This is a genomic window from Altererythrobacter lutimaris (assembly GCF_013371495.1).
GTDB lineage: Bacteria > Pseudomonadota > Alphaproteobacteria > Sphingomonadales > Sphingomonadaceae > Erythrobacter > Erythrobacter lutimaris_A.
In genome coordinates, this window is record NZ_JABWTA010000001.1 from 785,783 (window position 1) to 800,426 (window position 14,644).

At 56.7% G+C, this 14,644-nt stretch carries 12 protein-coding genes and 1 tRNA gene; 2 read left to right on the forward strand and 11 right to left on the reverse strand.

The features are described from left to right. Positions 1-37 precede the first annotated feature (37 nt). Entirely contained in the window at positions 38-1,306 is a 1,269-nt protein-coding gene (gene hflX / locus HUO12_RS03800) for a GTPase HflX (protein WP_332310365.1), read from the forward strand. Positions 1,307-1,315: 9 nt separating this feature from the next. Here the strand turns inward: hflX and mazG are convergent, their stop codons facing one another. From mazG to HUO12_RS03840, 8 genes are all read right to left on the reverse strand, one after another. Then, positions 1,316-2,140: a nucleoside triphosphate pyrophosphohydrolase gene (mazG, locus tag HUO12_RS03805; RefSeq protein WP_176272338.1), complete on the reverse strand. Its 825-nt coding sequence runs from the start codon at positions 2,138-2,140 to the stop codon at positions 1,316-1,318. A gap of 214 nt (positions 2,141-2,354) precedes the next feature. Next, positions 2,355-3,122, reverse strand: a complete 768-nt coding sequence (locus HUO12_RS03810) for an MBL fold metallo-hydrolase (RefSeq protein WP_176272339.1) — start codon at positions 3,120-3,122, stop codon at positions 2,355-2,357. Next, positions 3,119-3,895 carry a TatD family hydrolase gene (locus HUO12_RS03815; RefSeq protein WP_176272340.1) on the reverse strand — a complete coding sequence of 259 codons (777 nt, stop codon included), beginning with the start codon at positions 3,893-3,895 and terminating at the stop codon, positions 3,119-3,121. The genes HUO12_RS03810 and HUO12_RS03815 overlap by 4 nt, the downstream gene beginning before the upstream one ends. After that, positions 3,895-5,454, reverse strand: coding sequence for a methionine--tRNA ligase (gene metG, locus HUO12_RS03820; protein WP_176272341.1), 1,560 nt, complete (start codon positions 5,452-5,454; stop codon positions 3,895-3,897). The genes HUO12_RS03815 and metG overlap by 1 nt, the downstream gene beginning before the upstream one ends. Beyond that, complete coding sequence (locus HUO12_RS03825; RefSeq protein WP_176272342.1) at positions 5,447-6,397, reverse strand: DNA polymerase III subunit delta'; 951 nt, start codon at positions 6,395-6,397, stop codon at positions 5,447-5,449. Before HUO12_RS03825 ends, metG begins: the two co-directional genes overlap by 8 nt. Then, positions 6,394-7,050, reverse strand: a complete 657-nt coding sequence (gene tmk / locus HUO12_RS03830; RefSeq protein ID WP_176272343.1) for a dTMP kinase — start codon at positions 7,048-7,050, stop codon at positions 6,394-6,396. Before tmk ends, HUO12_RS03825 begins: the two co-directional genes overlap by 4 nt. After that, a complete protein-coding gene (locus HUO12_RS03835) occupies positions 7,047-8,210 on the reverse strand; it encodes a D-alanyl-D-alanine carboxypeptidase family protein (RefSeq protein ID WP_232367300.1) in 1,164 nt (387 codons plus the stop codon). The genes tmk and HUO12_RS03835 overlap by 4 nt, the downstream gene beginning before the upstream one ends. An 87-nt stretch (positions 8,211-8,297) precedes the next feature. Next, positions 8,298-9,323: a lytic murein transglycosylase gene (locus HUO12_RS03840; protein WP_176272344.1), complete on the reverse strand. Its 1,026-nt coding sequence runs from the start codon at positions 9,321-9,323 to the stop codon at positions 8,298-8,300. A gap of 90 nt (positions 9,324-9,413) precedes the next feature. Here HUO12_RS03840 and HUO12_RS03845 point away from each other — a divergent pair. Further along, positions 9,414-9,503, forward strand: a tRNA-Ser gene (locus HUO12_RS03845). 17 nt (positions 9,504-9,520) lie between these two features. On the opposite strand, the gene HUO12_RS03850 is transcribed toward HUO12_RS03845, so the two are convergent. The 3 genes from HUO12_RS03850 to HUO12_RS03860 form a co-directional block, all read right to left on the reverse strand. Further along, a complete protein-coding gene (locus tag HUO12_RS03850; protein ID WP_176272345.1) occupies positions 9,521-11,371 on the reverse strand; it encodes a cation:proton antiporter domain-containing protein in 1,851 nt (616 codons plus the stop codon). Between the two features lie 31 nt (positions 11,372-11,402). After that, a complete protein-coding gene (gene lpdA / locus HUO12_RS03855; RefSeq protein WP_176272346.1) occupies positions 11,403-12,818 on the reverse strand; it encodes a dihydrolipoyl dehydrogenase in 1,416 nt (471 codons plus the stop codon). Between the two features lie 523 nt (positions 12,819-13,341). After that, positions 13,342-14,631 (reverse strand): pyruvate dehydrogenase complex dihydrolipoamide acetyltransferase, encoded by a 1,290-nt coding sequence (locus HUO12_RS03860; protein ID WP_176272347.1) that lies wholly within the window; start codon positions 14,629-14,631, stop codon positions 13,342-13,344. Between the last annotated feature and the right edge of the window lie 13 nt (positions 14,632-14,644).

The following is a 14,644-nucleotide window of genomic DNA, read 5'->3' on the forward strand; positions in this document are numbered from 1 at the left end:
TCTGCTCGGTGAAGTAACGCGCGGCGCGAGAGCGCTCGTGCTGTGTCCGGATGTCCGCGGCCAATCCTACGAATTCGATGCCGAGGAGCGTTTGGCTGAAGCATGCGGCTTAGCTGAAGCGATCGGCGTTGTCCTTGGCGAAGCGCGCATCGTAACCATTCGTTCGATCCGTCCGGCGACGTTGTTTGGGGCCGGGCAGGTCCAAGACCTCAAGTCAGCCTGTGAGCAGTTTGAATGCGATCTTGTGATCGTTGACGGCCCCCTGAGCCCTATCCAGCAACGTAACCTTGAAACCGAACTTAAGCGTAAAGTGATCGATCGCACCGGTCTTATCCTTGAGATCTTTGGGGAGCGCGCAGCGACCGCCGAAGGCCGTCTGCAGGTTGAACTTGCGCATCTCGACTATCAGCAAAGCCGTCTGGTCCGCAGCTGGACCCACCTTGAACGACAGCGCGGCGGCTTCGGCTTTCTAGGTGGCCCGGGTGAAACGCAGATCGAAGCCGACCGCCGGATGATCCGCCAGCGCATGGGACGTCTGCGCAAAGAGCTGGAGCAGGTGCGCAAGACGCGTTCTCTCCACCGTGCACGGCGGGGAAGGGCGCCTTGGCCTGTGATCGCTCTGGTCGGCTACACCAATGCGGGCAAGTCGACACTTTTCAATCGTCTGTCGGGCGCTGAAGTTATGGCGGAAGACCTATTGTTCGCCACACTCGACCCCACTATGCGCGCGATTGCCTTGCCTGGTGTCGAGAAAGCCATTCTGTCCGACACGGTAGGCTTTATCTCTGACTTGCCAACGCAACTGGTCGCTGCATTCCGTGCCACGCTTGAGGAAGTCACCGCAGCCGATGTGATTGTGCATGTGCGTGATATATCCAATCCGTCAAACAGCGCGCAAGACAAGCAGGTTAGGGCGGTCCTGGCCGATCTCGGCGTAATTGACGGCGAAGATGGCGAGAGCCTTATCCCGATCGTCGAATGCTGGAACAAAAGCGACCTTTTGGACCAGGCGACTTCTGAAGAACTGGCGGCCTCAGCTCAAGCGCGTGACGATGTGGTCTTGCTCTCAGCGATATCAGGCGAAGGCGTTGAGGACCTTGCTGAGCAGTTAAGCGCAATGCTCACAGCAGGCGCGCAGGTTTATGAGCTTTCGCTCCCGCTAAGCGACGGAAAACGCATTGCATGGCTGCATGCGCATGGCGAAGTCTTGTCAGAATCTGAAAGCGAAGATGAGGGGAAGGGGCCTTCGCGAAAAATGGCTGTTCGTTTGAACCCGAAGGAATGGGGGCAGTATCAGCGGCTTTAGACCTGCGGATTATGCGCTTTTCTCCTCTGATTTTACGCGAACCCACAATTCTTCCTGTTCCTCTAGCGAAAGCGATGCGAACTTGCCATTTGCAATCTTCTCCATTGCTTTGAAACGTCTTTCGAATTTCAAGTTAGCAGAGCGCAGCGCTTCTTCCGCGTCCACGCCGTATGCACGAACCAAGTTTACTGCTGCGAATAGGAAGTCTCCGGCTTCCTCGGACATTTCCGCTTGTGAGGTTGCCGCCTCAAGTTCTTCAAGTTCTTCCAGTATCTTCGATTTGGGGCCGTCGGTGTCCGGCCAATCAAACCCAACGCGTGCTGCACGCTTCTGGAGCTTTTGAGCGCGCATTGCCGCCGGCAATGCCAATGCTACACCATCAAGCGCGCTCTCTGCACCTTTAGCGCTGCGTTCTCCTTCTTTAAGCGCCTCCCAGCGTCTTTCCGTCATTTCTCCTGACTGGTCACCGAAGATGTGCGGATGTCGCGCTTCCATCTTATCTGAAATGCTCTGCGCGACATCGTGAAACGAGAACTCGCCCGCTTCTTCTGCCATTCGCGCATGGAAAACGACCTGAAAGAGCAGATCACCGAGCTCGTCCTTCAGTTCGTGCAAGTCCTCCCGCTCGATCGCTTCAAAGACTTCATAGGCTTCTTCGATTGTGTACGGCGCGATTGTCTTGAATGATTGCGCCAGGTCCCACTGGCAACCAGTCTCTGGATCGCGCAGCTTGGCCATAATCCCAAGCAGCCGGTCGATTTGCTCATTATTCTCGCTGCTTCTTCCGAGAGAGGGGGCATCCTCCCCAAGAGATAAGACGTCATCTGATGGCATGATAATTTATATTATGTTAAATCCGATATGATAACTGAATACGGTCACCAGCCACCTATCAGGCTGAAAAGAACGAACACGCCGAGGAAAATTGCAAGCCACGTCAGACTCATTTGAACGATCTTACTCCAACTTAATCTATACGAAGCCAATGCGCTCCCGGCCAAAATCAGCCAAGCGAGTAATGACACAATCCCGATCAAAGCGCCGTCATTCATGCATCCAACTCCATGCCATCATATCCTACAAGCACGTGATCAGGTGTCTCAGCGGACAATGTTGCATAATCCATCGACTTGTCGAGATGGCTGAGCACAAGTTTTCCCGCACCCGTTCGCTCGGCTAATTCCAACGCCAATGCCAGATTGGAATGCGTCGGATGCGGATCACGCCGCAAACAATCGCTCACCAGTATATCAACGTCTTGGAAACAAGACACCATATCCTCGGTTATCGCACTATAATCAGTAGCATACACGATAGACTTACCGTCCGCTTCAAAGCGGAAACCCGTTGTCTCTCCTGGTCCATGCGGCATCTGGACCCAATCAACGGCAAACCCCGCAAACATTCGGAGTCGATCCAATGTATCGAGGTGGACAATAGTCGGATAACCGTGTTGTCCCGCAAAGACATATCCAAACCGCTGACGGAGGCGATACGCGGTATCCTTGCCAGCAAAACCCGAAATGGGTCCGCCTCGGCCGTATCTTAGCACGCGAAGATCGTCGATTCCGTGGCAATGATCCGCATGATCATGCGTCCAGAATACTCCGTCCAGATGATCGATTTCATTGGCAAGCAGTTGAGCTCTCAAGTCCGTAGAGGTGTCGATAAGGAGCCGTTTGCCTTCATTGCTTTCGACGACGATGGAGACGCGAGTGCGCCGGTTCCTGGGCTCATCAGGGTCACAATCACCCCAGTCATTTCCGACCCGCGGGACGCCGGTCGATGTGCCGGAGCCCAGAACTATGAGCTTCAAGCTGCAACCTTACTGAAAAGATTGTGAAAATTGGCAGTAGTCTGCTTGGCGAGCTCTTCTTCTTGTACTCCGCGAAGTTCCGCAAGAAAACGTGCAGTATCAGCGACAAATGCAGGTTCGCATGGTTTTCCGCGATGCGGCACAGGCGCAAGAAAGGGACTATCCGTTTCCACCAACAATCGATCTGCAGGTACGTCTTTCGCAGCTTCCTGCAAATCTTTTGCGTTCTTGAACGTGACGATGCCTGAAATCGAAATGGATAGCCCCAATTCGACTACCCTCGCCCCGAATTCAGCCGATGCAGTGAAACAATGGATAAGGGCGGGGAAGTCCCCCTTCCCCTTCTCGTCCTCAATAATCTCGAGCGTATCTGCCTCAGCATCACGGGTGTGAATGATGAGAGGCAAGCCGGTCTCACGCGCAACGTCGATATGCATTCGGAAGAGATCGCGCTGGACCGCGCGGTCGGACTTGTCGTAATAATAGTCTAGGCCCGTTTCGCCGATCCCTATCACTCGCAGATGTTCCGCACGTTTGAGCAATTCCTCACGGCCCAAATCTGCATGCTGATCCGCCTCATGTGGGTGAATGCCCACGCTGGCCCAGACATCACTTTCGCGCTCAGCGGTGCCGATTACCTGATCCCATTCGCTGCGGCGGGTCGAGATGTTGAGGAACTTGGCAACGCCAGCTTTGCGCGCGCGCGACAGCACACCCTGCTGGTCTTCGACCAGCCCTTTGTATTCAAGGTGGCAATGGCTATCGACGAGCATCAGGCAGCCTCTTCCTCGGGCAACTCGAGGCGCGGGAAAATAGGCACTGGCTTGCCAACTGTGAACCCGCTCTCAACCAGACGCTGATACCACTGCTCGTCATCCAAGGCCGCATATGTGCGCTCGCCTTCCGGGATGCCGAGTTGATCGAGCAAGGACGCCGCCTTCTCGGGAACGACGGGTTGGATCGCAATCGCGAGATCGCGCAGAGCCATGAAAAGCGTTTGCAGTACCACTTTCATCCGCTCGAAATCGGTCTTGCGAAGCGTCCACGGCGCTTGTTCGTCAACATATTGGTTGCAGGCATAGACCGCACGGATCCAGTCCTCGATCCCGCGTGAGAACGACAGTTGTTCAAATTCTCGCGGAAGCTGGGTCCGGCAAGCCGTAGCCACCTGGCCAAGTAAATCGGCATCAGCCTGTTCGGGATCGAACAGCTCTAGGTTGCCATCCATATTCTTCGCGATCATCGAAAGCGTGCGCTGCGCGAGATTGCCAAAGCTGTTTGCAAGCTCTGCATTAGCCCGCGTCACAATCGCTTCCGGTGAGTAGCTGCCGTCCTGACCAAAGGCGACTTCGCGCATCAGGAAGTACCGCAAGGCATCAACGCCGAACTTGTCGGCCAATTCGAGCGGATCGGTGACATTGCCCAGCGACTTGGACTCTTTCTGACCGCGATTGAGCAGGAAGCCATGTCCGAAGACTTGCTTGGGCAGAGGCAAGTCTGCGCTCATCAGGAATGCCGGCCAATAAATCGTGTGAAACCGCACAATGTCCTTGCCGATCAGATGCAGATTGGCAGGCCAGTACTTCTGCATGTTTTCGGTCTCATCAGGATAGCCGAGTCCCGTGAGATAGTTAGTCAAAGCATCGACCCAGACATACATCACATGGTTCTCGCTGCCTGGGACCCTCACGCCCCAGTCGAAGCTGGTCCGGCTAACCGATAGGTCCTTGAGACCGCCCTCCACAAACGCGATCATTTCATTGCGACGGCTCCCAGGCTCCAAGAAGCCAGGCGTCTTGAGCAACTCCAGCAAGCGATCCTGATACGCCGAAAGACGGAAAAACCAGCTTTCCTCAACGGTCCATTCCACCGGAGTACCCTGAGGCGAGAGCTTTTCCTGCCCCTCCCCTACGACAAGCTCGCTCTCATCGTAATAGGCTTCGTCGCGAACCGAATACCAACCTTCATAACGGTCGAGATAGAGATCGCCCTTGGCTTCCATCGCTTGCCAGATTGCCTGGCTGGCTCGGTGATGCTCCGGCTCGACAGTTCGAATAAAGCGATCATGCGAGACATTGAGCGCTCCGCACATCTCCTGGAAATAGCCGGACATTTCATCCGCCAAATCACGTGCGGTGCGACCTTGCTCTTCCGCCTTGCGCGCCATCTTAAGGCCGTGTTCGTCGGTGCCCGTCTGGAAGCGCACATCGCGCCCCTGCAAGCGCTGAAAGCGAGCAATCACATCGGCCGCAATCGCTTCATAGGCGTGCCCAATATGCGGCTTCCCATTGGGATAGCTGATCGCGGTTGTGATGTAATACGGTTCACCCATGGGCGCGCTCGCTAGCCGCCCCGGCGTTTGCAAGCAAGGTCCCGATTTCCATCGCCAGCAAACCGGGGTCGAAATTGAAAGTCGGGGCCTGCCGTGTAAGCGCGACCAATTCGCTATGCGCATCAATGAGCGCTACGCGTCGCGCGGCTTCGGTCTCACCCGCTGCATCTGCCGTCAATGTCCGCGCAAGCGTGAGTACCGCTTGAATGCGTACACGGTCCGGACGTGCGCCAATTCGAGCCGCCAGCTCCCCTCGCCCTTGCAGACTTCGGTCTCCTTGCTCGATCATGGAACGCATAATCTTGGCGACTGGGGCGAGGTCTTGCTCAATGAAGAGCTTGGCGCTCCCGATAGATCCGCCAGCAAAGTGCACAGCGTCGGCGAGCGCCGCTCCATCGGTCTCTGGAACTGTGGCTCTTAGTTCCTGTACCAACTCATCCTGAGCGAGCGGATTGAAGCGCAATACACGGCAACGCGACCTGATAGTCGGCAGAAGTTGAGCCGGTCGATGGGTTACCAAAAGGAAGAATGTGCCCTCCGGTGGCTCCTCAAGGCTTTTGAGAAGCGCGTTGGACGCATTGCGCTCCATATCGTCAGCGGGATCGATAATGACCACACGCTTGTCGCCCAGTGTGGGGCGCGTCGTCAGCCGCTGCTGCATTTCCCGAATTTGCGCGATGCGGATGCTGCGTGCGCGCTCATACTCCTTGCCGTCGGCCCGCTTCTTGTCCTCTTTGTCGTCCTTTGGACCGTAAGTGAGGACGAGAATATCAGGATGATGCTCTTGCGCTGGATCAGCGCCAAGCAACTCGCGTGCAGCAGCGTCTGCAAATGCTCGCTTACCAAGACCTTGCTTGCCGGCAAGAATCCATCCGTGATGCATCCGAGTGCCTGAAGAGGCATCTCTCCATGCGTGCCACGCCTCCTTGTGATGCACGCTCATTCTGAGCTCGTCCTAAGCAAGGGTTCGATGGCCTGGATGATCCGACTGTGCACCTCTTCTGCTGCTCTTGAACCATCGATCACAACAAAACCATCCGCGTTGCTTTGAGCGAACTGGCGAAATCCTTGCGCGACCGCTCGGTGATAGGCAGCATCTCGCCCGCCGATCGCATCGCTTTCGTCGCCGTCTCGCTGAGCAAGCCTCGCCGCGACATCTTCTTCAGGAGCTTCGATCAAGATGGTCAAATGTGGACGAAAACCGCCACTCCCAATCTCGTGTAGCGCCAGGACTGCGTCATCGCCCAGTTCACCGGCAACGCCCTGATATGCGCGACTGGAGTCGAGGAACCGGTCGCTGATGACCCACTCGCCACGAGCAAGCGCAGGCTTGATACGCTTCTCAACATGATCCGAACGCGCTGCAGCAAAAAGCATTGCCTCCGCGCGAGCGCCCCACCCTTCACCCGGCGGGTCGAGTAGCAACTCGCGTATGGCTTCAGCGCCGGGAGTTCCACCTGGCTCACGAGTCACATCGACAGACAAACCTCGCTTGCGCAAGGCGTCAGCGAGCAGATGAGCCTGAGTGGACTTGCCAGCCCCCTCGCCGCCTTCAAGCGCGATGAAAACGCCCGGCTTTGCCTCGCTCTTGCTCATACGAAGAAGCTCAAGACGGCATTGAGCACGCGGTCAAGCGGTCCGGCAGTTGAAACGGGCTTTGCAGCGTAAAGAGGGATACGTGCTTCAGGCACGCGCTCGCCGGAGATGATCAGAGTCGCGACCCTTTCTTCAGTGCGGATCGGCGCGCGCAATGGGCCTTCATACTCAATGTGCATATCGAGGTTTCCGTCATAAGCCTTCGGCACAGAAACGCGGACTGGCCCCGCGGCAACCAAGTCGACGTGAAAAGCATCGCCATTCTGCACACGTGCAGTCCCGACGCTGTCACCCGCATTGAACAGATATCGGTTGTCGAAAGCGCTAAAGCCCCATTCCATGAAGTCCCTCGAGGCATCGCGCCTGATGCGCTGGCTGTTAGCTCCGCCCACAACCATCACCAGACGTCTGCCCTGCCGTCTGGCAGTACCCAGAAAGCCAAATCCGGCTTCGTAAGTGAAGCCTGTCTTGATGCCGTCAGCGCCCTGGACAGTACCGGACAAAGGATCATGGTTGCTCTGCGTAATCCCGTTGAAACTGTACTCACGCTTCCCGAAATACGTGCTGTAGAGTTCAGGGTGGCGGCCAATCATTGCTTGAGCCAAGCGGCCCAGATCGCGTGCAGTCACGAAGGTTTTGCCGTCGTCCATCCAGCCATTGGGATTGGCAAAATGGCTGTTGCGCATTCCGATCTCCTGCGCGCTCGCATTCATGAGATCAGTCCATGCTTCAACTGAACCGGCGGCCCCTTCAGCGAGAACCACCGAACCATCATTCGCCGACACCGTGGTTATCCCATGGAGCAGTTGATTGACCGTCGGCTTTGAATCCAGGCCCAAGAACATGGTCGATCCGCGACGCCGCCACTTGCTGAAAGTATCAGGCCGCACTGTGTAAACGGCATTAGTGTTAAGCTCGCCTGCCTTGATGAGCTCGAACGCAGTGTAAGCGGTCATGACTTTCGTGATCGAAGCCGGGACGAAACGGCGATCCACTTGGCGCTCGTAAAGGACTTGACTGCTAGTCATGTCGATCATCAGTGCGATCGGCACTTGCGTTGCATCAGGTATCCGCGCTTCGCCTGCCGCGGCTTGTGCGACACTTGCGGAGAACGCTAAAACGGCCGCAAAGATGATTGATTGGAGGCGAACTTCAGGCAACGCTTTAGTGCTTTCAGAATTGACGGTAGACCTTACCAATCTCGCAAGATCCATGCGAGCTTAGTTGGCTGCTATCCACCGCTAGGTTCAGCGCGCAATCTCGTCCGCAAGCAGTCCGACGCTCATACCATAATAGTTTGAGCAATTGTATTCGAGGATCGCGCGATAGTTGCTTGTGAGTAGCCAAGCGCGCGTACCCGGGCCATCAGGCTGGAACAGGCTCGTCATGACAGTATCGCCCAGCGGCACTTGAGGTTGCACTCCAAGTTCTCGCCACTCACGCACAGTCTTCCATTGGCTATGGCGCTCGTGGACGCGAGGGCAGACCTGCGCGACCAGTTCACCTTTGTAAGCATCGACATTGAACCCCGGCGGTACACTCGCCTTCACACCCCAAGGTTGACCGGGACGCCATCCCGCTGCACGGAAGTAGTTCGCAATGGATGCGAAAGTGTCCGCACGATTGTTAAAAATGTCTGCGCGGCCATCTCCGTCACCATCGACCGCGAGCCGTAAGTACACGCTAGGCAGGAATTGCGGATTGCCGAATGCGCCAGCCCAGCTGCCAACGAGTGTTGAACGCGAGTAGCCCTTGTCAGCTACCTTCATCAACGCAATCCATTCACTTGCAAACAGGTCACGACGGCGGCCTTCCCATGCTAATGTCGAGAGCGAGCGCGACATGTCGAACCCGCCTTTGATCGTGCCGTAGCTCGTTTCATGCCCGAAGATCGCCACGATGATCTCGCCGGGAACCCCGTACTCCCGCTCGATCTGAGACAGCAGAGTGGGATAAGCTCGGTAGATTTCGCGACCTCGATTGATGCGCACACTGTTTACATGCGTTCGCAGATACGGAGCGAGCTCAGGGTATCCACGACGGGTCGGCGTGCCGGGCTGCCCTCTGTCTAGTCGGATAACGCGATCATTGGGGGTCAGCCCCTCAGTCATGCGCCTGAGCGTGCTTTCGCTGACCCCTTCCGCACGGGCCTGTGCGATCAAAGTCTGCATATATGCCTCGTAACTGAGATCGGCATCCTGAGCAGACGCAGGCGCAGCCGTGACGCCAATCGAGACAGCCAGAAACGAAGCAAAGTGTCGAAGAATCTTCATAAATCGCCTTGTGCCACACAAAACATGAACCACAAGATGCCAAAGCGGGGTGACAAGCACGAAATACCTCGCTAGCTGCACGCTTCGAGCGGACAGGTGGCAGAGCGGTTGAATGCACCGGTCTTGAAAACCGGCAAGGGTGCAAGCCCTTCGTGGGTTCGAATCCCACCCTGTCCGCCACTTTTCCCGGTCATCAATCAGCGCCCACGCCTCAAGATTTCTTCCATCTGCTCTTGCAGCACTGGGTCCCATTCCGCGCGCAGTGTCTTGACCTTGTCCATCAACGGTTCGTTCTCATGGTATGGAATGGACATGTCGTAGAAATCAGCGACTTCGCGCAGTGATCGGCGATCCATCTCCTCCCAAGCATCAGCCATAGCCTGCGCATTCTGGCGATCGATCCCGAGCGCTTGATAAGCGGAACGCCCCATCCGGACTGAACTGTCATATGTTTCGCGGACAATGTCGCGGCAACCATAGGACCACAGCTCAAACACATGATTGCGATCAATCGCCCGCGCGATCACATGCAAGTTCGGGTGATTGGCAACAGCATATTTCACAAGCTTGTCGATGCTCTCCCGCTCATCGAGCGCGACCACCAAAAGTTTTGCTTTTGCAATCCCTGCCGCCTCGAGAAGATCAGGACGCGTTGCATCACCGAAATAAGTCCGGAAGCCAAACTTGCGCACGATATCCAGATGTTTCGAATCATAGTCGATGACCGTGGTGCTGAACTTTGCAGACTGCAGCATCCGGTCAACAATGCCTCCGATCCGCCCGCGCCCGGCGATAATCACATCGCCTTGTTCTTCGATATCGTCCGCAGCACGCTCGTCAGCGACAGAGTATCGCGGAGCAATAAGCTTATCGTAAATGATGAACAGCAGCGGCGTGACCAACATGGAGAAGGCCACCACAAGCAAGAGTAGGCTTGCAAGCCCTTGTGAAAGCACCGCATTGCTCAGCGCGAACGCGATCAGGACAAAGCCGAACTCACCTGCTTGTGCGAGGCCCAGAGTGAACAACCAGCGATCCTGCTTCGCCAGCTTGAAGGCCTTGGCGATCACAAACAGTACAGCCATTTTCGCGATCAGCAGAACGGCAGTCCAGAACAGGACGGTCCCGAATTGTTCAGTCGCCAGCGCGAAATCGATCCCTGCACCGACGGTGATGAAAAACAAGCCAAGCAGGAGGCTCTTGAACGGATTGATGTCCGCTTCGAGTTGATGCTTGTATTCGCTGTTGGCAAGCACAACGCCTGCGATGAACGCTCCCAGTGCTGGCGACAGGCCGACCAGCAACATGAGCAAAGCGATGCCGATTACGAACACCAGCGCAGCCGCTGTGAAGAGCTCACGCAAGCCTGATGACGCGATGAAGCGGAAGATCGGCCGACTCAGATAGGTGCCGACCAGGACCACAAGCCCCACCGATCCAAGCGTGACCAAACCACCTGCCCATGCCGGTAGATGAGCCACAAGGCTAAGCCCGCCATGTCCATCCTCGCCACTGGCCGCGGTCGAAGCCAGCTCAGGCAACGCCAGCAATGGCAACAGCGCGAGAATGAGGATCACTGCAACATCCTGCACCAGCAACACAGAGAAACTTGCTTCGCCGCCAGGCCTGCTTAGCCATCCTTTCTCTTCAAGAGTCTGCAAAACAATCGCAGTGGAGGACAGCGCGAGGATCATCCCGATCGCCAGCGCGGTGCGCCAGTCATCGCCGTTAATGAGGCCAATTCCTGCGATCAGCAGCGTTGTCAGCACGACCTGTCCACCACCAAAGCCAATCAGGCGTTTGCGCATTGCCCAGAGCCGCTTGGGTTCGAGCTCAAGCCCGATGATGAACAGCATCATTACAACGCCAAACTCGGCAAAGTGCTGAAGCGCAATGACGTCAACGCCCAGGAAGCCGAGCAACGGGCTGAGCGCCATTCCGGCCAGCAGATAGCCCAGCACAGATCCCAGCCCGAGCCTTGCAGCGATAGGGACTGCGATGACCCCCGCGACAAGCAGGATGAAGGCGAGGAGGAGGAATTCAGTCATTGGCTGCCTTTCCCCTCCCCTGCCTCAAAGGTCAAATGTGGAGCGCTTTCCCGAAAGCGCCGAGCACGCTTTCATGCATGCTTTCCGAAATCGTCGGATGCGGGAATACTGTCTGCATCAGCTCTGCTTCCGTCGTCTCCAGCGTCTTGCCGATGGTGTAGCCCTGGATCATCTCCGTGACTTCAGCACCGACCATATGCGCGCCGAGCAGCTCTCCGGTTTTCGCGTCGAACACTGTCTTGGTGAAGCCTTCCGCTTCACCCAGCGCAATCGCCTTGCCGTTGCCGATGAAAGGGAAGTTGCCAACTTTGACGGTGTAGCCTGCCTCTTTCGCGGCGTTCTCGGTCATGCCGACACTTGCAATCTGCGGATGGCAATAGGTGCAACCCGGAATAGCCTCGCGATTGAGCGGGTGCGGATGTACGTCCTTATTGCCGAGCTCTTGCGCAATGGCTTCAGCAGCCGTCACGCCCTCGTGTGACGCCTTGTGTGCGAGCCAGGGACCCGGTGTGCAGTCGCCAATCGCCCACAGGCCTTTGCTCTTGGTCCGGCCATAGGGATCGATCTGAATGAAGCCGCGATCCATCTCCGCAAGCTTCTCAAGCCCGATATTCTCTGTGTTAGGCTGGATGCCGATGGCAGTGATGCAATGCGTGAAGTCGTGGGTCGCGACCTTGCCGTCCTTGCCCTTGATCTTGGCTTTCACGCCCTTCGCGTCCGCCTTGATGTCTTCAACGCCCGCGCCGGTCATGATCGTCATGCCTTGCTTGGTGAGCGACTTTTCAAGGAACGCGCTGACTTCATGATCTTCAACCGGCACAATCCGGTCGAGCATTTCAACGACTGTGACTTCGCAGCCCATGTCGTTGTAGAAGCTTGCGAACTCGATCCCGATGGCCCCGGAGCCTATCACCAGCAACTTATTCGGCATTTCAGGCGGAACCATTGCATGACGATAGGTCCAGATGCGCTTGCCGTCCGCAGGCGCAAACGGCAGATCGCGAGCGCGCGCGCCGGTAGCGACAATCACATGCTTGGCAGAGAGCTTTTCCTCGCCCTTGTCGCCTTTGACGGTGAGCGAAGTCGGGCCGGTCAGCACGCCCTCGCCCATATGCACGGTGATCTTGTTCTTCTTCATCAGGTGAGTGACGCCCTGATTGAGCTGCTTGGCAACGCCGCGGCTACGCTTCACCACCGCTTCCAAATCCGCTTCAATCGTGCCGGCAATTTTGAGGCCGTAATCCTTCGCATGCTGCGCATAGTGCAGGATCTCAGCCGAGCGCAGCAGCGCCTTTGTCGGGATACAGCCCCAGTTGAGGCAGATGCCGCCCAGGAACTCACGCTCTACGATAGTGGTCTTCAGCCCCAGCTGCGCGCAGCGGATCGCCGCGACATAGCCGCCCGGCCCTGAACCCAGCACGATCACATCATAGGAATTGTCAGCCATTACACTTCCTCAAGTCATTCATTTTCGCGTATCCGTGGCTGAACAGAGGGCCATGTTGGATACGCATGTTACACAGTCCTGAAGAAGAAAACCTGGCAGACGCAGATCGCCACCTTCTCCAGCATAATCAGTTAGATGGACGAGGTTCTTGAGCATTACCGCAGCCTGACACAACATTTGGGGTGTAGGATAGAGACCAAAGTAGTTTCACCCATCCAAACCGCCCTCGGGATAGGTATGAAAGTATCCAAACGCTACTTCGCTACCATCTTCGAACTGCTGACGAACCAAATCACTCTCTTCGTATGAAAGGCTGGACCCGGCTTCGTTTAACTGCGTTACCTCACTTACCTCTAGAATCTCATAATGATTTCGCATGAGGACTTCTGCCGCCAATTCGCGAAAACGGGCTTCACTCTGACAGTTGGCAAAAATGTTCACCACCGCCCCGTATAGTCCTGGCTCATAGTTCGGACATTGGGGCGACAGTTTAACTTCATAGAGCCCAGTCCAAGGCATTTTATCAAACCACCAGCCCCATCGGGTTTTCGCAGAGCTGTTGGAACGCCTGCATCAACTGCGCGCCGTCAGCGCCGTCAATCGCGCGGTGATCGAAGCTGCCCGTTGCGCTCATCACCGTTGCGACTTGAAGCGCACCGTCGACGATATGCGGTCGCTGCTCGCCTGCGCCAACCGCAAGGATCATCGCCTGCGGCGGGTTGATCACCGCATCGAACTGCTTGGTCCCGAACATTCCGAGGTTGGAAAGCGAAGCGGTGCCGCCCTGGAATTCATGCGGCTGCAGCTTGCCATCGCGCGCCTTGCCCGCAAGATCTTTCATCTCAGTCGAGATCTGTGCGAGGCCCTTGCGGCCTGCATCGCGAATGATCGGCGTGATTAGGCCCGAAGGCGCAGCAACCGCGACGGAGATATCCTCGCGGGAATATTGGAACAGCTCGTCGCCCTGGAAGCTGACATTGCACGCCGGAACGCGCTGGAGCGCGCGCGCAAGGGCCTTGATGAGCAGATCATTGACCGACAGCTTCACGCCGTCGGGCTCCAACGAAGCGTTGAGCTGACTACGCAGCTTCAGCAGGGCGTCCAAACGTACATCCACCGTCAGGTAGATATGCGGGATCGTCTGCTTCGCTTCGGTCAGGCGGCGCGCGATAACCTTGCGGACATTATTGAGCTTTTGCGCTTCGTATGGTGCATCGAGTTCACCGTCGAGTTGTGCAACAGGCTGTGGTGCAGCACTCGGAGCGGCGGACGCTTGCGCAGGCGTAGCGCCCGGCTGCGCATTCTCAACATCTGCCTTGACGATCCGGCCATTCGGGCCGCTTCCTTGTACGCCCGCAAGATCGATGCCTTTCTGCTCGGCAATCCGTTTCGCCAGCGGAGAAGCGATAATGCGGTCGCCCGCGGTTGCAGTGGGGGTGGGTGCCGTTTTCGCCGCGGGGGCCGGCGTTTGTGCTGCTTTGTCTTCTGCCTTCGCTTCTTCCTTGGCGGGCGCAGGTTCAGGAGCTTTTGCACTGCCTCCACCCGAAGCCGCCGCTTCCTTCACGTCCTCGCCTTCTTCCGCCAGGATCGCGATGACGGTTCCTACAGCGACGTTCTCCGTGCCTTCGTCGACTTCAATCTTCGCGATCACCCCTTCGTCGACTGCTTCAAATTCCATCGTCGCTTTGTCGGTTTCGATTTCCGCCATGATGTCGCCGGCAGAAACAGTGTCGCCCACTCCCACAAGCCATTTGGCGAGGGTGCCTTCTTCCATGGTCGGTGAAAGCGCGGGCATTTTGATTGCGATAGGCATGGTAACTCGAAAA